The following is a 22,234-nucleotide window of genomic DNA, read 5'->3' on the forward strand; positions in this document are numbered from 1 at the left end:
CCGTACGACACTGCGGAAGTCGCTCGACGTTCCATTTTAAATCGCCCCTCGGGCTTCGCCGGGCGGGCGCCGGTCACGCTCGGCTGCGCACCGTCCACGCTCAGAGAACCGCCACCGGGTTGACCGGGGATCCCGTGCCGCCGGGGACGTCGAGCGGTGCCACCACGCACAGGAACGCGTACCGGCCCGCGTCCGCGCAGGCCGCCGCCAGCGCCTCCAGGTCGAGGTTGTCCAGCAGCGGAACCCCCATCGCGGCCACGGTCAGGGCGTGGACGGGGGAGTGCACCCCCTCCACCGGCGAGGGCCGCACGTCGTTGTCGCCGTCGGCGCCCAGCAGCGCGATGCCGCGCTCGGCCAGCAGCGGCACGGCATGGACGTGCAGGCCCGCACCGGCCTCGTCGGCGTCCCAGGCACCCAGGCGGCGACGCCGCCGGAACCGGCCGGTCCGCACCAGCAGGGCGTCCCCCTCGCCGATGCGCACGCCGTGTGCGGCCTCCGCCGCCAGCAGGTCCGCGGCGTGCACGGCCTGCCCGGGCTCCAGCCAGTCGGTGCCCTGCACCGCGGGCAGGTCCAGCAGCACCCCGCGCGTCACCAGCGGGCCCAGGGCCGCGACGTCGCCGAAGCGGGCCCCCGCGGCGCCCACCAGGCGCCCGGCCTCGCCCCCGTCGTACAGCCGCCCGCGGTAGGCGACGTGGCTCAGGGCGTCGAGGTGGCTCACGCCCTTGCCGTGGTAGTCGGCGCCGATGAAGTCCTTGTGGGTGGCGGGCTCGGGCGGCTCGACGTCACCGAGGTCGGAGAAGTAGTGCAGGGCGGGCTTGCGGTTGTCCGGGCCGCAGACGGTGTTCCACGGCAGCCCCATCGCCACGACCGTTCCCGACCGCACCAGCTCCACCGCCCGCCGGACCTGGCCGGCACCGACCCGGCCGAACGCCCCGCGCCCGGCGTCCGCCCAGCGCCCCCACGTCCGCAGCCGCTCGAAGAGCGCGTCGAACTCCGCCCGCGCGACGGCCGGGGACGACCCGGAGGCAAGGCTGCTCACCTGCCCCAGTGTGACCGCCCCCCGGGCGCCCGGCACGCCCGGATGCCTGAGTACGCGATCTGAGTACGGGCACTCAGGCCGCAGCCCCGCGCGGAGGGAAGGCTCAAGGCCATGACCAGCCCGACGCCGCCCTCCCCCCAGCCGTACCACCCGCCCTGCCCGGCCCATGCGCCTGCCCCGCCCCCGGCCCCCCGGCCCGCGCGGCGCACCGCGGTGATCGCCGGCGCCACCGCCCTGGCCGTGCTGCTGGCCGGGGGCGGCGCGCTCACCTGGTGGCTGACGCGCGAGGGGGACGACTCCCCGCTGGCCGGCCGGCCCCGGGTGGACGACACCAGGGCCGGACTGTCCTACGCGATACCCGCCGGCTGGAAGCACGACGCGGCCAAGGACGCCGGCCTGATGAGCGCCTTCACCTCACAGATCATCAGGAAGCCGGACGCCGCAGCCGCACACGACGCGACCGGCGCCACCGTCATGGCCGGGCGGTCCGGGCAGGTCGTCCCGCCCGCGGCCCTGCCGCAGCAGACCGAGCGCGCGGCCCGGTCGAACGCCGAGTTCTTCTTCCCCGACCAGCCCGCGACGCTGGAGGACTCCCGCCCGGCGCAGGTCGGCGATCAGCCGGCCCACACCGTCACGGTGAGGATCACCGACCCCAAGGGCGGCACCGCACACCTGAGGATGACCGTGGTCACCGTCGACCACCGCCGCACGTCCTTCGTCCTGGGCCTCAGCGGCGACGCCCCCGGCACCCGGGCCGGCCAGGAGGTCGACGCGGTGCTGCGCAGCACCGCGGTCCGCTGAGGGGGTGTCACCGGGCCGATCCGGGGAACACGCCTGAGCTCCCGGTCCGCCACGCACCGGCGGCACCTTCGACCGGGAAGGCACCGGGAAGGCACCGGGAAGGAGACGGCGTGAGCACCATCGACCGGTCCGGCATCCTGGTCGGCACCTGCTCCTGGACGGACCAGGCCCTCGTCGCGAGCGGCTGGTACCCGCCGGGCGCGCGCTCCCCCGAGGGACGGCTGCGGCACTACGCGGCCCGCTTCCCCGTCGTGGAGGCCGACACGACGTACTACGGGCTGCCCGCCCCGCACATCGGCCACCAGTGGGCGCAGCGCACGCCCGCCGGCTTCACCTTCGACGTCAAGGCGTTCGCGCCCCTGACCGGCCACCCCGTACGGGCGGCCATGCTGCCCGCCGACCTGCGGCCGCCGGGGCCGGCCGAACGGCGCCTGACGAGCGCGCAGCTGCCGCGCGAGCTCATCGGCGAGCTGTGGCGCAGGTTCACCGAGGGGATACGGCCGTTGCGGGAGGCGGGCCGGCTGGGCGCGGTCCTGGTGCAGTTCCCGCCGTGGCTGGCCCCCGGGCCGCGCAGCCGCGCGCGGGTGGCCGCCTGCCGGGCGTACGCCGGTGACCTGCCGCTGGCCGTCGAGTTCCGCCACCCCGGCTGGTTCGGACACACCGAACTGCCGGGCACCCTCGGGCTGGCGCGGGAATGCGGCATGGCGCTCGTGGCGGTGGACACCTCCCCGCGGGTGCCCGGGGCCGTCCCGCCCGTGGCCGAGGTCACCTGCCCGGACCTCGCGGTCGTGCGCTTCCACGGCCGCTCGGCGGCCTGGGGGCGGGGCAGCAAGGAGGACCGCTTCCGCCACGACTACACCAGCGCCGAGCTGGCCCCGTGGGCCGCGCGCGTGCGGCGGCTCGCCCGCGGCGCCGCGCGGGTGCATGTGCTGTTCAACAACTGCTGCGGCCAGGCCGCCGTCACCGCCGCGGAGACCATGCGCACTCTGCTCGCGACAGCGGCGGCCCCCTCACTCCCGGGGCGCAGCGGTGCGGCGCCCCTGCGGCAGCAGGGCGTCGAGCGCGGCGGCGAGGGCGTCCAGCGGGGGGCGGGCGGCCGGGTCCGGCCGTAGGCAGGCGTCGATCGCCGCGGCCAGGCCGGCGGGCAGGCGCCGGCGGGCCGCCACGGACGGTGCCCGCCCGCGCAGCTGCGGATAGCGCGCGGCCAGTTCCTCTTCGCCCCATGCGTCCTCGTCCGGCTCGTCCTCGCCCGGCGGCTCGTCGGAGGTCTCCTCCTGCGGCTCCTCGCCCTCGTCGAACGGCACTGTTGCGGTGGCGGCCTCGTACAGCGTGACGCCGATGCCCCACACGTCCGTCGCCGCCGTCAGCGGCCCGCCGCGCGCCTGCTCGGGGGAGAGGTAGCAGCGGGTGCCGATGCCGGGCTCACCGGGGCCGGGCGGGGCGGCGGTGCTCAGGTCGAGCAGTTTGGCCCGGCGGCAGTCGATGACGACGTTGTCCGGCTTGATGTCCAGGTGCAGCAGCCCTTGGCCGTGCAGGTAGTGCACCGCCGAACACAGCTGCACGCCGAGCAGGGCCAGGTCGCCGGCGTCCGGCAGGGCGTCTGCGTACTGCACCAGGTGATCGAGCGTCTCGCCGGTGAGCGTCTCCAGGACGACGTACGGCCGCGGGTCCGCGGCGCCGGCGACCTCGTAGGCGCGCACCAGGTGCGGGTGCGTGAAGTCCTTGAGCCAGCGGCCCTCGCGCAGCAGCCGCTCGCGCAGCTCCGGATCGGCGTCGCGGTCCGGGCGCAGCACCTTCACCACGCAGCGGCACTCCCGCTCCCGGCTCCAGGCGTCGTACAGATCCAGCCAGCCGGTGCGATGCAGGTGCGCCAGCACCTCGTAGCCCGGTGCGACGAGCGCCCCGGCCGGCAGCGGCGCCGGCCGCGGGCCGGCGCGGGCGCTCATGCCGCATCCCCTTCGGCCGGCGCGAGCGGCAGGCCGCCGCCGGCGCCGTGCAGGCGGTGCAGCCGCCGGTAGGAGGCGCTGCGGGCGAGCAGCTCGGCGTGGGTGCCGCTGTCGGCGACCCGGCCGTCCTCCAGCAGCACGATGCGGTCGGCGCTGCGCACGGTCAGCAGGTTGTGGGAGATGATGATCGTCGTGCGCCCGGCCATCAGCATCCGCAGCGGCTGCAGGATCCGGCGGCCCGACGCGGCGTCGAGCCCGGTCGTCGGCTCGTCGAGGACGAGGACGGGCGCGTCGCGCACCATGGCCCGGGCGATCGCCAGGCGCTGGCGCTGCCCGCCCGACAGCAACCGGCCGTGCTGGCCGACCACCGTGTCGTAGCCCTGCGGCAGGCGGCGGACGAAACCGTCGGCGTCCGCGGCCCGTGCCGCCGCGACGATCTGTGCCTCGCTCGCGCCGGGCCGGCCGTAGGCGATGTTCTCCCGGACGGTGCCGTGCAGGACCGGCGTCTCCTGCAGGAGCAGCGCGATGTTCTCGCGCAGCTCCGCCAGGCGCAGCTCGCGCACGTCAAGGCCGTCGATGCGCACGGCGCCGCGCTCGGGGTCGTAGAAGCGCAGCAGCAGCTTGGCGACGGTCGACTTCCCCGCACCGCTCGCCCCCACCAGGGCCAGCGTCTCGCCGGGCCCCGCTCGCAGGGAGACGTCCGTGAGCGCGGGCCGGGCGGCCGCCGGATAGCGGAAGGTGACCGCGTCGAGGACCACCTCGCCGCGAGCCCGCCCCAGCCGGGCGGGGAAGAGAGTCTCGGTGACCTGCGGCCGCTGGTCGAACATCTCGATGATCCGCTCGGCGGCCGCGGACGCCGCGTAGAAGGTGTTGCTCAGCCGCGCCACGCCCCGGATCGGCCCGTAGAGCCGGGTCAGCAGGGTGAGGAAGACCAGCAGCCCGCCCAGGGTCAGACCGCCCCGGGTCAGCTCCCAGGCCCCCAGCCCCATGACGACCAGCACGCCGCCCAGCTCCAGGACGTCGACGACCGGGCCGAAGAGGGCGGCGATGCGGGCGGAGGCCATCTCGGCCCGGTACCGGCCGAGGTTCTCGGCCCGGAAGCGCTGCTGCTCGTGGCCCTCGCGCCCGTAGGCCTGGGCGAGGGCGACGTTGGCCAGGCTCTCCTCCGCGACGGCGCTGATCGTCCCGCTGCGCCGCTGCCGCTCCCGGGAGGCGTCCTTGACCAGGGTCGCGAACCAGCGGGCGGTGCCCCAGAACAGCGGGGCGACCAGGAGGGCGACCACGGTCAGGTCCCAGCTGAGGTAGAAGAGCACGGCCAGGAAGACGGCGAGTTCCATCAGGTGGGCGATCGCGGTGACGATCCCGGAGAGCAGGAACGTCTCGACCGCCTCGACGTCGCCCGTCAGGCGGGCGAGGACGTCACCGAGCCGGCGGCGCTCGAAGAAGCCGAGGGAGAGGCCCTGCAGGTGCCGGAAGAGGTCCGCGCGCAGGGTCATCAGGAAACGCTCGCCCACCCAGGTGGAGGTGACCTCGTCGCCGAAGCTCACCAGGCCCGCGGCCAGCGTGATGCCCACGTAGGCCAGGGCGACGGGCACGAAGAGGGCGAGGTGCCGCGGCACCAGGACGTCGTCGATGACGATCTTGAACAGCCAGACGCCGGCCGCGTCCAGCACCGGGCCGGCGGCGACGAGGACGAGGAGGACCGGCAGCCAGCGGCGCCCGCCGCGGGTGTAGGGCCAGAAGCGGCGGAAGACCTCGCGCAGCGGCACCGGGGGAGCGGCCGGGACGACCGACTCCTCCTCCTGCGGGTTGGCGATGGCGGCCACGAACCGCCGCGGCGACCACACAGCACGTGCCCCCGCCCCATCGACACGGCCGGGCCTGCGAGGCCCGGCCTGGACGGTTGCCGGATGCCGTCAGTAGCCCTTGCCGTAGCGACGACGGTGATCCGTCTTCTTGTGGTGCCTGCTCCTCCTCCTGCGCCTGTCGTCAGTGCGCTTGCGCATGCTGCCGAGGGCCGGAGTCAGGTTCGCCAGGATCCCCATGGCGTCCTCCGGATCCTTCCGGTCCCCGCACCGGGAGATTGCCGGAACGGGGATTGTTTAATCTGCCACGATTCCAGCGTAACGCGGTGCCGCCGACACCTTCCCCGGCGCCCGGCCGGATGCCGGGCGCCGGGGTGCGGGGCCCGTGCCCCCCGTACGTGATCGCCCGGCGCGCCATGGCGTCCTCCCGGGCGCCGATCGGCCAACTTCCCCTCATTCACAGCTAATTGCCGCATCGTTCACTCCCTCCCCCCTGTCGTCGACGGGCCCGTACCGGGACAGTCGTACCGGTCATGCGTGTGGCCCCCACACGACACCCAGGGAGGGATCCTCATGTCCGACATCACCCGGCGCAGGCTCCTCGGCGCGGCGGCCGGCACCGCGGCTCTGTCCGTGCTGCCACCCGGCCTCCAGCGGGCGGTGGCCGCAGGACCCGCGCGGGGCGGCTCGCTCGCCGACGTCCGGCACGTCGTGCTGCTGATGCAGGAGAACAGATCCTTCGACCACTACTACGGCACCCTCAAGGGGGTGCGCGGCTTCGCCGACCCCGGCGCCCTCACGCTGCCAAGCGGACGCAGCGTCTTCCACCAGCCCGACGCCAAGAACCCCAAGGGCTACCTGCTGCCCTTCCGCCTCGACACCCACCGCACCCGCGCCCAGGCGATCCCCTCGACCGACCACTCCTGGCGCACCCAGCACGAGTCGTGGAACGGCGGCAGGATGGACCGCTGGATGGCCGCCCACCGCCGCCCCGGCTCCGACGGCGCCAAGGCCCCCTACGTGATGGGCTACCACACGCGCGAGGACATCCCCTTCCAGTTCGCGCTCGCGGAGGCCTTCACCATCTGCGACAACTACTTCTGCTCCGTCCTCGGCCCCACCTGGCCCAACCGCCTGTACTGGATGACCGGCACGATCGACCCCGGCGGCACCCGCGGCGGCCCCGTCATCGACAACACCGCGCCCACGCCCTACCGGTGGACCACCTACGCCGAGCGCCTGGAGAAGGCCGGCATCAGCTGGCGCGTCTACCGGGAGGAGGACGACTACGGCACGAACATGCTGGAGCAGTTCCAGCAGTTCAAGAACGCCAAGCCCGGCAGCCCCCTGTACGAGCGCGGACTGCGGGCAGCCCCCGAGGGGGCCTTCGAGGCCGACGCGCGAGCCGGCCGACTGCCGGCCGTCTCCTGGATCCTGCCCACCACCGCCTCCTGCGAGCACCCCGACTCGCTGCCCGCCGCCGGCGCGGACTTCATCGCCAAGAAACTCGAAGCGATCGCCGAGAACCCCGAGGTGTGGCGCAGGACCGTCTTCATCCTCGACTTCGACGAGAACGACGGCCTCTTCGACCACGTGCCCCCGCCCGTCCCGCCCAAGGGCACCCCGGACGAGTTCGTCCAGGGCCTGCCGATCGGCGGGGGCTTCCGCGTGCCCTGCCTCATCGTCTCGCCGTGGACAGTGGGCGGCTGGGCGGCCGGCGAGGCGTTCGACCACACCTCGGTGCTGCGCTTCCTCGAACGCTGGACGGGGGTGCGCGAGCCCAACATCAGCGCCTGGCGCCGGCGCACCTTCGGCGACCTGACCTCCGCCTTCGGCTTCGGTTCCGCCGCCGGCAGGCCGCCGGGCCTGCCCACCGACACCGAGGAACGGCTGCGCCAGGCCGAGTGGGACGTCGCCCACCTGCCGGCACCGGCCTTCCCCGGCGCCGCCCAGCAGCCCCCGCGCCAGGAACCGGGCACCCGGCCCCGGCGGTAGGGCCCTGCGGCTCAGCGGCTCAGCGGCTCAGCGGCTCAGCGGCTCCCGGCGCGGGCGGCACCGCGCCGGGAGCCCGCGGGCCGTCGTCGCTGCGGCCGGGCGGGTACGGGGAGCCACCGGGCGGCCGCCCACACGCCCGCACCGCACCACGCGACGGCGAACAGCCAGCCCCCGACGACGTCGCTGATCCAGTGCACGCCCAGGTAGGCCCGCGTCAGCCCCACCGCCGCTCCCCAGCAGCCGGCCAGGACGGCCAGCGGCCACCGGGCCCGTGGCGCGCGCAGCAGAGCCACCGCGACGAGCAGGGCGGCGGTCAGGGCCGCCGTCGTCGCGTGCCCGGAGGGGAAGGACCAGTCCGAGGCGTGCGTCGCCCAGTCCCGCGCGGGCGGCCGCGCCCGTTCGACCGCGTACAGCACCGCCCGCCGCAGGCCCTGGCCCGCCCCCAGGAAGAGCAGGCACCACGCGGCGTACAGCAGGCGCTGCCGGGCCGTGCGCCCGGCAAGAAGCCCGGCCAGGACGGCCAGCAGGTACGGCACGGCACCCGTGCCGGTGTCGGTCAGACGGCGCGCGAAGGTCACCGCCGGGCCCGGCCGGTGCTCCACGGCCCACCCCAGCACCCAGGTGTCCACCGGCCAGGGGGCGCCGCCCCGGACGACGACCAGAGCGGCCAGCACGGCGAAGGCGGCCAGTGCCACGAGGCCGGTCACGGCTGCTGCCCGGCGCTGGACGGACGTCATCGGCCCCCTCCTCGGCTGATCGGCAGCACTGTAGACGACGACCGAGGACGGCCACCGGCCGCACCGGGCAGGGCCCGGCAATCGCCTACGGCGCGGCCAGCCGCTGGACGGCCACCATGGCCGCGTCGTCGCCCAGGGACCCGCCCGCATGCGCCAGCAGGTCCTCGCGCAGGTGCCGCAGCAGCGCCTCGGGATGGTCCCCCGAGCGCCCCGCCAGCCGCTCGGCCAGGGGGTAGAACACCCCGGCTCCGTCCCGCGCCTCGATCACCCCGTCCGTGTACAGCAGGACGACGTCACCCGGGCCGAACGCGAAGGACTCCAGGACAAAGCCCGACCGGTCGAAGGAGGCCAGCCCCAGCGGCAGCCCCGGCTGTGCCGCCTCCAGCGCGCTCACCCGGCCCTCGCGCAGCAGCAGCGGAGGCGGGTGCCCGCAGCTGACCATGTGCAGCACCGGCACCCCGTCCGGCACGTCCAGTACGGCAGCGGTGACGAACGCCTCGCTGCGGTCGGCCCGCTCCCGCCCCCCGAGCCCGTTCACGCCCGAGGCGAGGGCGCCCTCCAGATCCGCCACCAGGTCCGGCAGCTCCGCCTGCCGGTGCGCCGCGGCCCGGAACGCCCCCAGGACCAGCGCCGCGTCCCCGACCGCCGCCAGCCCCTTGCCGCGCACGTCCCCCACGACCAGCCGCGTGCTGCCGGCCGTCCGCGCCACCGCGTACAGGTCGCCGCCGATCTGCGCCTCGGCCTCGGCGGCCAGGTAGACCGACGCGATGCGCAGCGGGCCCGAGCGCCGCGGCAACGCCCGCAGCACCACGCCTTGAGCGGCCTCCGCCACCGACCTGAGCTGCGTCATCTGCCGCTCGTGCCGCTCGCGGCGGTGCGCGAAGAGCGTCACGATCGCCGAAATGAGGATCAGCGCCGTGACCTGCAGCGTGTGGTTGAGATCCGTCAGGGAGGTGCGCAGGACGGCCACGAGGACCTGCGCCACCACCGCCACCAGGCCGACGAACGCCGTCAGCCGTGCCCCGCCGAACGACGCCGTGACCGCGGGCGCGGCGACCAGGAAGGGACCGAGGTGCACCTCGGGCGGCGCCAGGACGTCCACCACCGTGACGACCAGGATGAGCACGAACGGCACCGCGACCAGGGCCCGGTTGCCCCGCCCCGGCCGGCGCGGGGCCCCGCGCGGTCGCCAGAGATCCATGCCTCCTGCTTACACCACCGCGCCCCGGGCCCGGCCCGCCGCCATGCCCGCCCGCGGCCCGTTCCCACCGATCAGCCCCACCGGGGGCACCCGCCCGCAGCACGCGCACCGATTGCCCACGACCGGGTGGTTTGGGCATCGGCGGACCTCGTGCGGGGAGTGGCCGCGGCCCACCACGGGCAGGGTGTGGTCCGTTGATCTCAATAACGGGGGAGTTGAGATGACCGACGGAACCGTCCTCTTCGCGCTGCAGCAGGACCCGCTCGCCGCCGGATCCCACAGCGAGCAACTGCGCAGGATCCGCGCGGCGGTGGAGTCCCACGGGCTCGAAGTGCGCTGGGCCCGCACCGACTCCGACGCCCGGGCGGTGCTGCGCACCGAGGCCGGTCTCGCGGCCGCCGTCGTCTCCTGGGACCTCGCCCCGGCCGGCGCCCCCGCAGCGGACGGGCCCGGCGGCGCCACCGTCCTGCGCGAGATCTCCCGCCGCTTCAAGGGCCTTCCGGTCCTGCTGGTCATGACCGACGACGCCGACGAGGACCTCGAACGCCTGCCCCTGTGGGTCGCCGAGGCGGTGGTCGGCTACGTGTGGCCGCTGGAGGACACCCCGGCGTTCATCGCCGGCCGCATCGCCGGCGCGGCCCGCGCCTACCGCGAGGCCGTCCTGCCGCCCTTCTTCCGCGCCCTGCGCCGCTTCCACGACGCCCACGAGTACTCCTGGCACACCCCGGCCCACGCCGGCGGCGTCGCCTTCCTCAAGTCCCCGGTCGGCCGCGCCTTCTTCGACCACTACGGCGAGCGCCTCTTCCGCACCGACCTGTCCATCTCCGTCGAGGAGCTCGGCTCCCTCTTCGAGCACACCGGCCCCGTCGGCGACGCCGAGCGCAACGCCGCCCGCATCTTCGGCGCCGAGCGCACCTACTTCGTCCTGCACGGCAACTCCACGGCCGACCGCATGGTCGGCCAGTACTGCGCCGCCGAGGACGAGATCGCCCTGATCGACCGCAACTGCCACAAGTCCGTCCTGCACGGACTGGTCCTCTCCGGCGCCCGGCCCGTCTACCTTGTGCCCACCCGCAACGGCTACGGGCTGGCCGGCCCCCTGCCCCCGGCGGGCGTCGCCGCCGACGCCGTCGCCGCCCGCATCGCCGCCAACCCCCTCGCCGCGCAGGCCACCTCGCCCGCCGCCCAGTACGCCGTGGTCACCAACTCCACGTACGACGGCGTGTGCTACGACGCCGTGCGCCTCGCGCACGAACTGGCCCCCAGCACACCGCGCCTGCACTTCGACGAGGCGTGGTTCGCCTACGCGCGCTTCCACCCCCTGTACGCCGGCCGCTACGGGATGGCCGTGGGGCCCGGCACCTTCCCCGGGCCCGAGCGCCCCACCGTCTTCACCACCCAGTCCACGCACAAGCTGCTCGCCGCGCTCTCGCAGAGCGCGATGGTGCACGTCCGGGCGGCGCCCAGGGCCCCGGTGGACCACGAGCGGTTCAACGAGGCGTTCATGATGCACGGCACCACCTCGCCGCTGTACCCCGCCATCGCCTCCCTCGACGTCGCCGCCGGCATGATGGACGGCCCCCAGGGCCACTGGCTCGTCGACGAAGCGGTCACCGAAGCCGTCCGCTTCCGCCAGGCCGTGGTGCGCACGGCACGCCGCATCGAGCAGGCCCAGGACCGGCCCGCCTGGTTCTTCGGCGTCTGGCAGCCCGAGGAGGTCACCGACCCCGCCACCGGCGAGCGGTACGCCTTCGCCGACGCCCCCGCCGACCTGCTGCGCACCGAACCCTCCTGCTGGCAGCTCGGACCGGACGCCGACTGGCACGGCTTCCCGGGCCTCGACGAGGGCTACGCCCTGCTCGACCCCGTCAAGGTCACTCTCACCTGCCCCGGCATGGACGCCACCGGCACCTGGGCCGAGCGCGGCATCCCCGCCCGCGTCCTGGTGGCCTACCTGGCGACCCGCAACATCGTGGTGGAGAAGACCGACAGCTACACCACCTTGATCCTGTTCTCCATGGGCATCACCAAGGGCAAGTGGGGCACCCTGCTCGACGCCCTGATGGACTTCAAGTCCCTTTACGACGCCGCCGAACCGCTCGAGCGCGTCCTGCCCGGCCTCGTCGAGCGGCACCCCGGCCGCTACGCCGGCGTGACGCTGGACGAGCTGTGCCGGTCGATGCACGAGCACCTGCGCCGGGCCGACCTCGTCACCCTCCTCGACCGGGCCTTCCGGGAACTGCCCGAGCCCGTCGCCGTACCCCGCTGGTGCTACCGGCAGCTGATCCGCGAGGGCACCGAACGGGTCAGGATCGCCGACGCCGCGGGACGGGTGGCGGCCGCCATGGTGACCGTCACGCCGCCGGGCATCCCCGTGCTCATGCCCGGCGAGTCCACCGGCGGCGCCGACGGGCCCCTGCTGCGCTACCTGCGCGCCCTGGAGTCCTTCGACCGGGCCTTCCCCGGCTTCGGCTGCGAGACCCACGGCGTGACGGTCGACGAGGCCAGTGGCGACTACCAGATCGAGTGCCTGCGCAAGGACAGGCTCGGCTGAGGCGCATCACACACCCTCCCTGTGCCGCAGGGCGTTTGGGGAGACCTGCGCGAGGCAGACGGAAGAGAGATCATGGAGAGCACGGGGAAGGCTCGTGCTTCTCCTCTCCACTCCGAGGGGGCGTGTGATGATACGGAACGCACTGGGCAGGACCGCCGCGACGGTCGCGGCGACGGCAATGGCGGCCGGGGTCGTCCTCGGCGGGGCAGGCGCCGCCTCGGCCGCACCGGCCGAGGCAACACCGACCTGCGGGGTCGCGGGCCTGAAGGCCTCGCTGTCGGACGCCGGTCACCAGGTGGGCATGTCCCACGAGGGCACCGTCCTGAAGCTCACCAACACCACCGGGCACACCTGCGCCCTGCGCGGCTACCCGGGCCTGGGGCTGGAGGACGCCGGGCGCAAGGCGCTGACCACCCACACCCGCTGGGGCAGCACCTACTTCGTGACCGACCCGGGCAAGCGCACCCTGTTCCTGAAGCCGGGCGGCTCCGCAGAGGCCGCGCTCGCCTGGGCGCACGCCGACGCCCCGGTCATGGTGCGGGCCTCGTACCTGCAGATCACCCCGCCGGCCTCGCGCGAGCACCTGACCGTGCCGTTCGACAAGCTGGTGACCAACGGCGACCTGTCCGTGACCGCCTTCGCCGAGCACATCGACGTGCAGTAGTCAAAGGCGTGCCGTAGTCGCAGACGTGCCGTAGTCAGAACAGGGCCGCCTGAGCGTCGCCGGAGGTTGCCGGCAGGGCGCACTCGTGCGCCAGCAGGGCGCGCTTGCGCTCGATGCCGCCGCCGTAGCCGGTCAGGCTGCCGTCCGCGCCGACGACGCGGTGGCAGGGCACGACGATCCCGAGGGGATTGCGGCCGTTGGCCAGACCGACGGCCCGGGACCCCGTCGGCTGCCCGATGTGCTCGGCGAGCTCGCCGTACGTCCACGTCCGCCCGTACGGGATCTCGCGCAGCGCCGCCCAGACCCGTTGCTGGAAGTCGGTGCCGTGCAGCAGCAGCGGCAGGTCGAACTCCCGGCGCTCGCCCGCGAAGTACTCCCGCAGCTGCCGGACGGTCTCGGCGAACGGCTCACCGCCCGCGTCCGGCAGCCGCCGGCCGAAGCGTTCCACCGGCGGGCGGTGCCGCTGGTCCTCCATGTACAGACCGACCAGATGCCGGCCCTCGGCCACCAGGGTCAGCGGCCCGTACGGGCTGTCGACGACGGTGTGGGTGCGCTGGACTGGCGTGGTCATCGGTGGGCTGCTCCTCGGTCGTCGGTGCGGGCCGGCGCGGCGACGACGTCCGCGGTCGGCATGTGGTTGACGGGGTGGTCGCCGGTCGCCCACAGGTGCTGGACGGCGTACGCGCGCCACGGCCGCCACGCCGCGGCGCGGCGGGTCAGCGCGGCCGGCGTCGTGGGCAGGCCCAGTCCCGCCGCGGCGAGCCGTACGCCGAGGTCGGTCGCGGTGAACGCGTCGGGGTCGCCCAGGGCGCGCATGGCGATCGTCTCCACGGTCCATGGTCCCACCCCCGGCAGGTCCGACAGCACCTGCCGGGCCCGCTGCCAGTCGCTGCCCGCCGCCAGGTCCAGCCGCCCGGCCGCCAGCACCTCGACGAGGCCGGCGAGGGCCTCGCGCCGCTTGCGGGGGAAGGCGACGGTGGCCGGATCGAGGCCGGTCAGGGCGGTGGGGGAGGGGAAGAGGTGGGTCAGCCCGCCGCCGGGGTCGGCGACCGGCGTGCCGTGGGCGGCCACGAGCCGCCCGGCGTGGGTCCGGGCCGCCGCCGTGGAGACCTGCTGGCCGAGCAGCGCCCGCACGGCGAACTCCGCACCGTCCACCGTGCCCGGCACCCGGCGGCCGGGCGCCTTGCGTATCAGGGGCGCGAGGACCGCGTCGCCGCCGAGCAGTTCGTCGACGGCCTCGGGGTCGGCGTCCAGGTCCAGCAGCCGCCGGCAGCGGTTGATGGCGGTGGTCAGGTCGCGCAGGTCGGACAGGGACAGCCGGCACTGGACGTACGGGCCGGGGCCCGGCCGCAGTTCGGCGATGCCGTGCCCGTGCGGCAGGCGCAGGGTGCGGCGGTAGGTGCCCGCGCGCCACTCCTCCACGCCGGGCACGGCCGTGGCGACCAGGTGCCCGAAGAGGTTGTCGGGGCACAAGGGGGCCCGGTAGGGCAGTCGCAGGCACAGCTGGCCGGCGGTGTGCTCGGGGCGGCTGCGCCGGCGCAGCTCGGTGGGGGAGAGGGCGAAGACCTCGCGGACCGTGTCGTTGAAGGCGCGTACGGAGGCGAAGCCGGCGGCGTAGGCCACGTCCGCCATCGGCAGCGTGCTGGTCTCGATCAGCAGGCGGGCCGCCTGGGCGCGCTGCGCCCGGGCCAGGGCGAGGGGGCCGGCCCCCACCTCGGCCCGCAGCCGGCGCTCGATCTGCCGGGTGCTGTAGCCGAGCCGGGTGGCCAGCCCGTCGACCCCCTCGCGGTCGACCACCCCGTCCCCGATGAGCCGCATGGCCCGGGCCACGAGGTCGGCGCGCTCGTTCCACTGCGGTGAGCCGGGGGTGGCGTCGGGCCGGCAGCGCTTGCAGGCCCGGAACCCCGCCTGCTGGGCGGCGGCCGCACTGGGGTGGAAGGTCATGTTCTGTGGTTTGGGCGGCACCACCGGGCAGCTGGGCCGGCAGTAGACGCCGGTCGTCAGCACCGCGGTGAAGAACCAGCCGTCGAACCGCGCGTCCTTGGACTGCACGGCTCGGACGCATCGCTCCCTGTCTTCATGCACCCGCTCAGCATGACGGCAGGCAGGCGCGGTGGCTGGCGGATTTCCGACATCACCCTCGGGCCGCGGCGGCCGCCCCGGCCCCGGGCCGGGGCGGGCATTCTCGGCCTGTCTTGTTCTGTACATGCCCGCCCCTGCCTGCTGGTATGGACCGCGCCAAGCACGCTCCTGCACCCCGATGGGAGGACTCCCGTGCTCAGACCCGCACTGATCGCCGGCGCCACGACGGCGCTCCTGGCCGCATCGTTCGCGCCACAGGCCGCCGCCGTGCAGGGCCCGCCGCCGCCCGACCGCATCGTCATCGACGTCGTGGCCGTCAACGGCTCCGGCTGCCCCGCCGGCACCGCCGCCGTGGCCGTCGCCCCCGACAACACCGCCTTCACCATCACCTACAGCAACTACCTCGCCCAGGTCGGCATCGGCGCCAAGCCGACCGACTTCCGCAAGAACTGCCAGCTGGGCCTGAACGTCCACGTCCCGCAGGGCTTCACCTACGCCATCTCCCGCGCCGACTACCGCGGCTTCGCCCACCTGGAGCGGGGCGCCACCGGCATGGAGCGGGCCGGCTACTACTTCCAGGGCTCCCCGCAGACCACCGCGGTCAGCCACCGCTTCAGCGGCCCGGTCACCGACAACTGGCAGACCTCCGACGTCACCGACGTCGACGCCCTCGTCTACGCGCCCTGCGGCGTCCAGCGCATCCTCAACGTCAACACCGAACTGCGCGTCGGCGCCGGCTCCTCCGACCCCTCGACGACCAACAGCTTCATGGCGATGGACTCCACGGACGGCAGCGTCAACACCCTCTACCACTTCGCCTGGAAGGAATGTCCCTGACCGGGTGCGGGGCCCGCACCCCGGGCCCGCACCGGATCGCTCACGTCCGCTGCCGGCCCGGGCGGGCCCCGGTCCGCGGGAGGGATGAGACATGCTCGCACCGGTGCTGACCGCGGGAGCGGTCGCGGCGCTGCTGGCCACGCCACTCGCGCGGCCCGCGGGCTGGGAGGGCACCCCGCCACCCGACAAGATCGTCATCGACGTCGTGGCCGTCAACGGCTCGGGCTGCCCGGCCGGTTCGGCCAACGTCAACGTCTCGCCGGACAACACGGCCTTCACCGTCTCCTACAGCAACTACGTCGCCCAGGTCGGAGTGGGCGCCAAACCGACGGACTTCCGCAAGAACTGCCAGCTCAGCCTGAACGTCCACGTGCCCCAGGGCTTCACCTACGCCGTCGCCCGCGCCGACTACCGCGGCTTCGCGCACCTGGAGAAGGGCGCCACCGGACTGCAGCGCGCCTCGTACTACTTCCAGGGCATGCAGCAGACGTCCTACGTGAACCACCCCTACACCGGCCCGCTGAACGACAACTGGCAGAACTCCGACACCACCGACATCGACGCCCTCGTCTACGCGCCCTGCGGGGCCCTGCGCAACTTCAACATCAACACCGAGCTCCGCGTCGACGCCGGCACGTCCGACCCCACGAAGACCACCAGCATGCTGGCGATGGACTCCGCGGACGGCAACATCAACACGCTCTACCACTTCGCCTGGAAGCCGTGCCCCAAGCCATGAGCGGCACAGGCGAACGCACCCGGGCTGCGGGCCCGGGTGCGTTATGTTGAGCCGCACAGGCGAGAAGGAGACACACCGGTGCGACCAGGGCAGCAGCAGCGTGCACAGGCCTCGGCGATCACTCGCGGGAGGCCCCCGGCGGCGGCGGAGCCGGCCCCGGCGGAGAAGCTCCGCGCGCTCTTCGGCGACCACCGGCTCTCGCCCGGACAGCGCCGCATCGCTCAGTACATCACCGACCACCTCACCGAGGCCGCGTTCCTGACCATCACCGACCTCGCCGAGCGGGTCGGGGTCAGCCAGCCGTCGGTGACCCGGTTCGCCTGCTCGCTGGGGTTCACCGGCTACCCCGCGCTGCGCGAGGCCCTGCAGCCCATCGCCATCGGCGCCCTCGCCGGCGCACCGGGAGCGGAGCCGGCGGAAGCGCGGCCGAACGAACTGCAGGCGGCCGTCGACGCCGAGATCGCCAACCTGGAGGCCCTGCGCCGCCTCTTCGCCGGCACCGACCGCGTCCTGGAGATCGGCCGCGAGCTGGCCACCTCCGTGCCCCTGACCGTCATGGGCCTGCGCATCTCCGTCTCGCTCGCCGAGTACTTCGCCTACGCCGCCAAGCGCATCCACCCCGACGTCCGCCTGGTCTCCCGCGGCGGCAGCGTGGCCCACGACGCGCTCCTGCAGGCCCGCGAGGCCGGCGGCACCTGGGTGCTGGCCTTCGCCATGCCCCGGCACGCCAAGGAGACCCTCGCCGCCCTGCGCTCGGCGCGCAGCACGGGCCTGCGCGTCGCCCTGATCACGGACGTGGCCCTGGGCCCCCTGGTGGAGGCCGCCGACGTCGTCTTCACCGCCGGCACCGGCTCCCGCCTGGTCTTCGACTCCTACGCCGCCCCCGGCGTCCTGTCGGCGGCCCTGCTGCAGGCCATGGCCGACGCCGACCCGGAGCGCACCCAGCTGCGGCTGGAGAAGTACGAGCAGGCTGCCGAGCAGCACGACTTCTTCCTCGAGGACTGACCCCGCCCCACCGCGCCGGGCGGGGTTCTTTCAGACCTCGGAAGGAATGAAAATTTTCTTACCCTTGCGTACTTGGCAGTAAATATATTTACTACTCCTGCCCCCGCCGACCGCGCCGGAGCGGGATCCACGGGGCGGACACCATGGACGACCCCCTCCTCGTCGGCCCGACGGTGTTCCCTTCCGGGCGCTCCGCTCCCCTCGGACGCCCCGGCGGCCCCGGTCTCCCCCTGGACCTGGGCCACCGGCACCGCCACGCGCTGCACGCTGCGCCTGGTCAGCGCCGCACATAGCAGCGCGTGGTGGTGCCGCCCGGATGCGTGTGCGTGCGCACCAGGTCGCTCAGGCAGTGCACCAGCAGCAGCCCGCGCCCGCCCGGCCGGTCGACCGGCGGCGGGCGCCGCCCGGCCAGCGGGTCGCCCAGGAAACCCCGGTCCGTCACCTCCCACACCACGTGCCCCTCCTCGGCCCAGACCTCCACCGTCCCGCTGCCGCCGCCGTGCACCACGCTGTTCGTCGTCAGCTCCGCCACGGCCAGCGCCAGGTCGTCCAGCCGCGCCCCGTCCAGCCCCAGGGCCCGCGCCCGTTCCGTCACGAAGTGCCGGGCCTGGGGCAGGGTCTCCCCGTCGAAGCCGAAACGGTCCGGCGGCCGGTCCGGCGGCACCAGGGGCCGGTTGTACAGGGCGACCACCTTGTCCGGGGCGAAGAGAGGACTCGGCACCGGCCGCCCGTCCCGGATGACCACCGGATGCGTGGCGTAGGCGTCGGCCAGCGCCCGGGCGTCCAGCTCCGACGCGTCGTACGGGCACACGATCGTCACCCGCCGGCCGGCGAAGGCGTGGTTGATCAGCGCCTCGTGCTGGGCGCACGCCGGGTACTCGGCGGCCGAGCGCCCCGACCAGACCGGCTCGCCGATGATGCGCACGTGCTCCTGCGGATGGGCGTCGGCGAACGCCCGCAGCACCCGCGGGATGATCCGGCCCGGATTGCGGCCGGCCTCCTCCATGTCGACGAAGTGCACCGCCCCGCCCGCCTCGCCCAGCTCCTCGCGCAGCAGCGCGAGCCGGCCGGCCGGCACGGCCACCGCCACCGGCTCCCCGGCGGCCAGGCCGTCCCGCACGAACGAGGTGGTGGCCGCCACGTACTCGGACCGGTCCCGGTAGAACAGTGCCGGGTGGACGAACGGCTCCCCCTCGGCGCTCACCATGCTCACACTGTCACCTCGATCGCTGCCAGGTCGGACCAGAACGTCTCCAGGACACGGCGCAGCGACGGCGGCGGCCTGTCGACGACCAGGCGCCGGCCGGCCCCCAGCCGCTGGGCGGCCAGGGCCAGGGTGGTGGCGCCGAAGACATCGACGAAGGTCAGCGCGGACAGCTCCAGGTGGACCTCGCTCCCGCCGGCAGGCAGCGAGGCCAGCGCCCCCTCCCAGGCCGGGTGGGTGCGCAGACTGACCTCGCCCGCTATCCGCAGCCCCGGCGGCTCCCCCAGCGTGCGCACCACCAAGTCGGCCCCGACCGCCGGCCCGGGGGCCGCGCGCGGCCCCCGGGGGAACTCCGCATGTGCCATGCCCACCCCTCACGGATACCGGACAGCCGTGGGCAGTATTCCGCACCGAACGGGGGGTTCACACGTGCGAGGCCGGTCCCCGGAAAAAGGGGACCGGCCTCTGGCGGTGCGTACGGTGCCCCGTAGGGGCGCGGGGCCGTGTCGATCTGCGGCTGCCGCCGCGTGGGCGCGATCGGCCACTGACGGCCCGCAGTCGAGGTGCCACCCGGGGTCCGGGCGAGCACGGCACTTCGTCTGCGGGGGCGTCGTGGCTTGTCGCGCCGTTCCCCGCGCCCCTTAGGGGGCGCTCCGCTGCCGCAGCCGGCCGGTCACGGCCAGAGCCAGGGCGAGCCCGCCGGTGAAGTACAGCTGCACCCGCGTGTCCGCTTCGAGCGTCATCAGCACCAGCACGCCCGCGACACCGGCCAGCGTCACCCACGTCAGGTACGGGAAGCCCCACATCCGCACCACGAGCCGCTCGGGCGCCTCGCGCTCCAGCCGGCGGCGCAGGCGCAGCTGGGAGGCGGCGATGAAGCCCCACACCACCAGCACCACCGCGCCGACCATGTTCAGCAGCCACGCAAAGACGGTGGTCGGCCACCAGTAGGACAGCAGGACGGCGAAGAAGCCGAACGCCGACGACGCCAGCACCGCACGGCGCGGCACCCCGCCCGTGGCCTTGCCCAGGGCGGCCGGGCCCTGCCCGCGCGCCACCAGGGAGTAGGCCATGCGGGAGGAGCCGTAGATGTTGGCGTTCATCGCCGACAGCAGGGCGATCAGCACGACCACGTTCATGATCTGGCCGCCGGCCGGAACGCCGAGCTGCTCGAGCACCGCCGCGTACGGGCCGTCCTCGGTGACGGCCTTGCTGTGCCACGGGACCAGGGTGACGATCACGAGCATCGAGCCGACGTAGACGACACCGATGCGCCACATCGTCGTCCGCACTGCCCGGGCCACCCCGCGCCGGGGGTCCTCGGACTCCGCAGCCGCGATGGTGACGGTCTCCAGACCGCCGTAGGCCACGACCGAGGCCAGCAGGCCGGCCAGCAGACCGCCCGCCCCGTGCGGCAGGAAGCCGCCGTCGTGCAGCAGATGGGTGGTGCCCGGGGACGCCGTGCCGGGCAGCAGGCCCCAGACCGCGAGGGCGCCGAGGACCAGGAAGACCGCGATGGCGCCGATCTTCAGGGCGGCGAACCAGAACTCGAGCTCGCCGAAGCGGGAGACCGCCGCGAGGTTCGTGCCGCAGAACAGCGCCATGAGCCCCAGGACCCACAGCCACGACGGCGTGCCCGGGAACCAGCCCTGCAGGATGTGGGCCGCGCCGATCGCCTCGACCGCCACGCCCACCACCAGCAGCGTCCAGAACATCCAGCCCGCCGTGAAGCCGGCCCACGGGCCGAGGGCCCGGTCGGCGTGGACGGAGAAGGAACCGGAGGCCGGGTTGGCCGCGGACATCTCACCGAGCATCCGCATCACGAACATCACCAGCAGCCCGGACACGGCGTACGCGAGCACGATCGACGGCCCGGCGGCGGCGATGCCGGCGCCGGAGCCCACGAAGAGGCCGGCGCCGATGACGCCACCGAGGGCGATCATCGACAGATGCCGTTGCTTGAGCCCGTTGGCCAGCGGTTTCGCCTGCTGCGGCGGGCTCTCGGGCTGCGCGGGAGGGGACTGGAGGGTCCGCATCATGGTCGTGCCTGTCCGTTATCCGAGACGATGGAGATCCCGAGTATGACCAGTGCCTAGGGGAGCCGCGTCGCACGTCCGATATTCGGACGATTGATTTACGGAGAGTGGCGAGAGACGTAGCGCCCTGTCGCCGTGCGTAGCGGCGGGCGGGGTGGGGCGTGAGCCCGCCCATAGGGCCTGGATCACATACGAAAGGGGGCCGTTGGTATCGGCCGACGTCGTGGCCCTGACGTGTGCTCGGGCACGAAAGAAGGCCGTATTGGGGGGCTTTGCCAGGGGTTTCGAGCGCCGCTAACAATGGCTGAGTCGCACGGCGCCGTCCGATCGAGAACGGCGCTTGTTTATGCGCCGCTTCCGGGCTCGTGCGGCATCCCCGATCGAGAGGTTCAGCTCCTTCATGCGCTCCAACCACTCCGGCTATACCCGTCTGACCAAGACCCACAAGTTCATCGCTGCCGGCCTCACCGCCGCCGGTGCCACGGGTGTCGTGCTGGGCGTCGTCCCCGCCGCCAGTGCCGCCACCCACGCCCCGGTCAAGCCGGTGGCGTGGAACGCGGAGGCTTTTGGTCAGACCCAGGACGCCGAGCTGGCCAAGACCGCTGACGCCGCTGCCACCCAGGCCACGACCGATGCCCAGGCCAAGGTCAAGGCCGCCGCCGATGCCGCCGCCAAGGCCAAGGCGGATGCCGAGCGCAAGACCAAGGAGCAGGCCGCCTCCCGCGCCCAGGCCCGCACCGCCCTCAAGCCCGCCGCCAAGCCCGCTGCCAAGCCGGCCGCCCCGGCGCCGAAGGCTTACGCGGACAACCTGGACGGTTGGATCACGCAGGCTCTGGACATCATGAAGTCCAAGAACATTCCGGGCTCCTACGAGGGCATCAAGCGCAATGTGATGCGTGAGTCCACCGGTAACCCGCGTGCGATCAACGACTGGGACGTCAACGCCGTCAACGGTGTCCCCTCGAAGGGTCTGCTGCAGATCATCGACCCGACGTTCAAGGCGTACCACGTCGACGGCACGTCCTGGGACATCTACGACCCGGTCGCCAACATCGTCGCGTCCTGCAACTACGCCGCCGACAAGTACGGCTCCATGGACAACGTCAACTCCGCCTACTGATCAAGCGGATCGTCAAAAAAGCGGGTGGCATCCCGAGGATGCCACCCGCTTTTGCCTTGTCGTCCTTCAGGTGCCCGGCTTCTTGATCCAGCCCTTCTTCACCAGCTCGTCGCAGTGCCATTTGGCGTACGCCGGGCTTTCCTTGTGCTGCTTGGCCGCGGCCAGGCAGTCCTTGTAGGGCCACGGCGGCTGGTCCATGCCGGTCGGCACCCGGACGGGGGCCGCGGCCGCCGGTCCCGCCGCGACGGCGGTGCCCATCGCGGCGGCGGCGAGAACGGTGACGAGCCTGCAAACGATCCGACGCACCAGCACTCCTTCGACTCTCCTCATATCCGGAAGCGGGCTGCCCCGGACACGGGGGACCAACGACGACACCCCCGCGACCGCAACCGAGCGTCGCGTCAATTCACTCGCTGTAACCAATCCTCGGCCCACTCGACCCGTACGACTGTTCTATATGTGACGTACG

20 protein-coding genes are annotated in these 22,234 nt (G+C 73.8%); 9 read left to right on the forward strand and 11 right to left on the reverse strand.

Features of this window, described 5'->3' with window-relative positions:
• Positions 1 to 100: 100 nt before the first annotated feature.
• Positions 101 to 1,039, reverse strand: coding sequence for a cyclase family protein (locus tag ABD361_RS28290; RefSeq protein WP_344439471.1), 939 nt, complete (start codon positions 1,037 to 1,039; stop codon positions 101 to 103).
• Positions 1,040 to 1,150: 111 nt separating this feature from the next.
• On the opposite strand from ABD361_RS28290, the gene ABD361_RS28295 reads away from it, so the two are divergent.
• Together ABD361_RS28295 and ABD361_RS28300 are read left to right on the forward strand one after the other, a co-directional pair.
• A complete protein-coding gene (locus tag ABD361_RS28295; RefSeq protein ID WP_344439473.1) occupies positions 1,151 to 1,840 on the forward strand; it encodes a hypothetical protein in 690 nt (229 codons plus the stop codon).
• Between the two features lie 110 nt (positions 1,841 to 1,950).
• Positions 1,951 to 2,952, forward strand: coding sequence for a DUF72 domain-containing protein (locus ABD361_RS28300; protein ID WP_344439475.1), 1,002 nt, complete (start codon positions 1,951 to 1,953; stop codon positions 2,950 to 2,952).
• Here ABD361_RS28300 and ABD361_RS28305 read toward each other — a convergent pair.
• Both ABD361_RS28305 and ABD361_RS28310 read right to left on the reverse strand, forming a co-directional pair.
• Positions 2,851 to 3,786 carry a serine/threonine-protein kinase gene (locus ABD361_RS28305; RefSeq protein WP_344439476.1) on the reverse strand — a complete coding sequence of 312 codons (936 nt, stop codon included), beginning with the start codon at positions 3,784 to 3,786 and terminating at the stop codon, positions 2,851 to 2,853. The genes ABD361_RS28300 and ABD361_RS28305 overlap by 102 nt on opposite strands.
• A complete protein-coding gene (locus tag ABD361_RS28310; RefSeq protein ID WP_344439477.1) occupies positions 3,783 to 5,612 on the reverse strand; it encodes an ABC transporter ATP-binding protein in 1,830 nt (609 codons plus the stop codon). Before ABD361_RS28310 ends, ABD361_RS28305 begins: the two co-directional genes overlap by 4 nt.
• 552 nt (positions 5,613 to 6,164) lie before the next feature.
• Here ABD361_RS28310 and ABD361_RS28315 point away from each other — a divergent pair.
• Positions 6,165 to 7,586, forward strand: a complete 1,422-nt coding sequence (locus ABD361_RS28315) for an alkaline phosphatase family protein (protein WP_344439479.1) — start codon at positions 6,165 to 6,167, stop codon at positions 7,584 to 7,586.
• 35 nt (positions 7,587 to 7,621) lie between these two features.
• Here ABD361_RS28315 and ABD361_RS28320 read toward each other — a convergent pair whose 3' ends face one another.
• Together ABD361_RS28320 and ABD361_RS28325 are read right to left on the reverse strand one after the other, a co-directional pair.
• Positions 7,622 to 8,323, reverse strand: a complete 702-nt coding sequence (locus ABD361_RS28320) for a phosphatase PAP2 family protein (protein ID WP_344439480.1) — start codon at positions 8,321 to 8,323, stop codon at positions 7,622 to 7,624.
• Between the two features lie 85 nt (positions 8,324 to 8,408).
• Complete coding sequence (locus ABD361_RS28325; protein ID WP_344439482.1) at positions 8,409 to 9,524, reverse strand: PP2C family protein-serine/threonine phosphatase; 1,116 nt, start codon at positions 9,522 to 9,524, stop codon at positions 8,409 to 8,411.
• A gap of 220 nt (positions 9,525 to 9,744) precedes the next feature.
• Here ABD361_RS28325 and ABD361_RS28330 point away from each other — a divergent pair, with 220 nt between their 5' ends.
• Positions 9,745 to 12,078 (forward strand): Orn/Lys/Arg family decarboxylase, encoded by a 2,334-nt coding sequence (locus ABD361_RS28330; protein WP_344439483.1) that lies wholly within the window; start codon positions 9,745 to 9,747, stop codon positions 12,076 to 12,078.
• 127 nt (positions 12,079 to 12,205) lie between these two features.
• Complete coding sequence (locus ABD361_RS28335) at positions 12,206 to 12,742, forward strand: DUF4232 domain-containing protein (RefSeq protein ID WP_344439485.1); 537 nt, start codon at positions 12,206 to 12,208, stop codon at positions 12,740 to 12,742.
• Positions 12,743 to 12,776: 34 nt separating this feature from the next.
• On the opposite strand, the gene ABD361_RS28340 is transcribed toward ABD361_RS28335, so the two are convergent.
• Together ABD361_RS28340 and ABD361_RS28345 are read right to left on the reverse strand one after the other, a co-directional pair.
• Positions 12,777 to 13,313, reverse strand: coding sequence for a methylated-DNA--[protein]-cysteine S-methyltransferase (locus tag ABD361_RS28340; protein ID WP_344439487.1), 537 nt, complete (start codon positions 13,311 to 13,313; stop codon positions 12,777 to 12,779).
• Positions 13,310 to 14,827, reverse strand: a complete 1,518-nt coding sequence (locus tag ABD361_RS28345) for an AlkA N-terminal domain-containing protein (protein WP_344439488.1) — start codon at positions 14,825 to 14,827, stop codon at positions 13,310 to 13,312. Before ABD361_RS28345 ends, ABD361_RS28340 begins: the two co-directional genes overlap by 4 nt.
• 189 nt (positions 14,828 to 15,016) lie before the next feature.
• On the opposite strand from ABD361_RS28345, the gene ABD361_RS28350 reads away from it, so the two are divergent.
• The 3 genes from ABD361_RS28350 to ABD361_RS28360 all read left to right on the forward strand — a co-directional run bounded on the left by ABD361_RS28350 (position 15,017) and on the right by ABD361_RS28360 (position 17,405).
• A complete protein-coding gene (locus tag ABD361_RS28350) occupies positions 15,017 to 15,661 on the forward strand; it encodes a DUF4360 domain-containing protein (RefSeq protein ID WP_344439490.1) in 645 nt (214 codons plus the stop codon).
• Between the two features lie 91 nt (positions 15,662 to 15,752).
• Positions 15,753 to 16,400 carry a DUF4360 domain-containing protein gene (locus ABD361_RS28355; protein WP_344439492.1) on the forward strand — a complete coding sequence of 216 codons (648 nt, stop codon included), beginning with the start codon at positions 15,753 to 15,755 and terminating at the stop codon, positions 16,398 to 16,400.
• 78 nt (positions 16,401 to 16,478) lie between these two features.
• A complete protein-coding gene (locus tag ABD361_RS28360) occupies positions 16,479 to 17,405 on the forward strand; it encodes a MurR/RpiR family transcriptional regulator (protein WP_344439493.1) in 927 nt (308 codons plus the stop codon).
• A 277-nt stretch (positions 17,406 to 17,682) separates the two neighbouring features.
• On the opposite strand, the gene ABD361_RS28365 is transcribed toward ABD361_RS28360, so the two are convergent.
• From ABD361_RS28365 to ABD361_RS28375, 3 genes are all read right to left on the reverse strand, one after another.
• Complete coding sequence (locus tag ABD361_RS28365; protein WP_344439553.1) at positions 17,683 to 18,612, reverse strand: anti-sigma factor RsbA family regulatory protein; 930 nt, start codon at positions 18,610 to 18,612, stop codon at positions 17,683 to 17,685.
• 2 nt (positions 18,613 to 18,614) lie between these two features.
• A complete protein-coding gene (locus tag ABD361_RS28370; RefSeq protein ID WP_344439495.1) occupies positions 18,615 to 18,974 on the reverse strand; it encodes an STAS domain-containing protein in 360 nt (119 codons plus the stop codon).
• A 276-nt stretch (positions 18,975 to 19,250) separates the two neighbouring features.
• Positions 19,251 to 20,645 (reverse strand): amino acid permease, encoded by a 1,395-nt coding sequence (locus ABD361_RS28375; protein ID WP_344439555.1) that lies wholly within the window; start codon positions 20,643 to 20,645, stop codon positions 19,251 to 19,253.
• A gap of 400 nt (positions 20,646 to 21,045) precedes the next feature.
• Between ABD361_RS28375 and ABD361_RS28380 the strand changes: the two genes are divergently transcribed.
• Complete coding sequence (locus ABD361_RS28380; RefSeq protein ID WP_344439496.1) at positions 21,046 to 21,765, forward strand: transglycosylase SLT domain-containing protein; 720 nt, start codon at positions 21,046 to 21,048, stop codon at positions 21,763 to 21,765.
• A 66-nt stretch (positions 21,766 to 21,831) separates the two neighbouring features.
• Here the strand turns inward: ABD361_RS28380 and ABD361_RS28385 are convergent, their stop codons facing one another.
• Positions 21,832 to 22,071 (reverse strand): hypothetical protein, encoded by a 240-nt coding sequence (locus ABD361_RS28385; RefSeq protein ID WP_344439498.1) that lies wholly within the window; start codon positions 22,069 to 22,071, stop codon positions 21,832 to 21,834.
• Positions 22,072 to 22,234: the final 163 nt, after the last annotated feature.

It is taken from the genome of Streptomyces luteosporeus (assembly GCF_039532865.1).
Classification (GTDB): domain Bacteria; phylum Actinomycetota; class Actinomycetes; order Streptomycetales; family Streptomycetaceae; genus Streptomyces; species Streptomyces luteosporeus.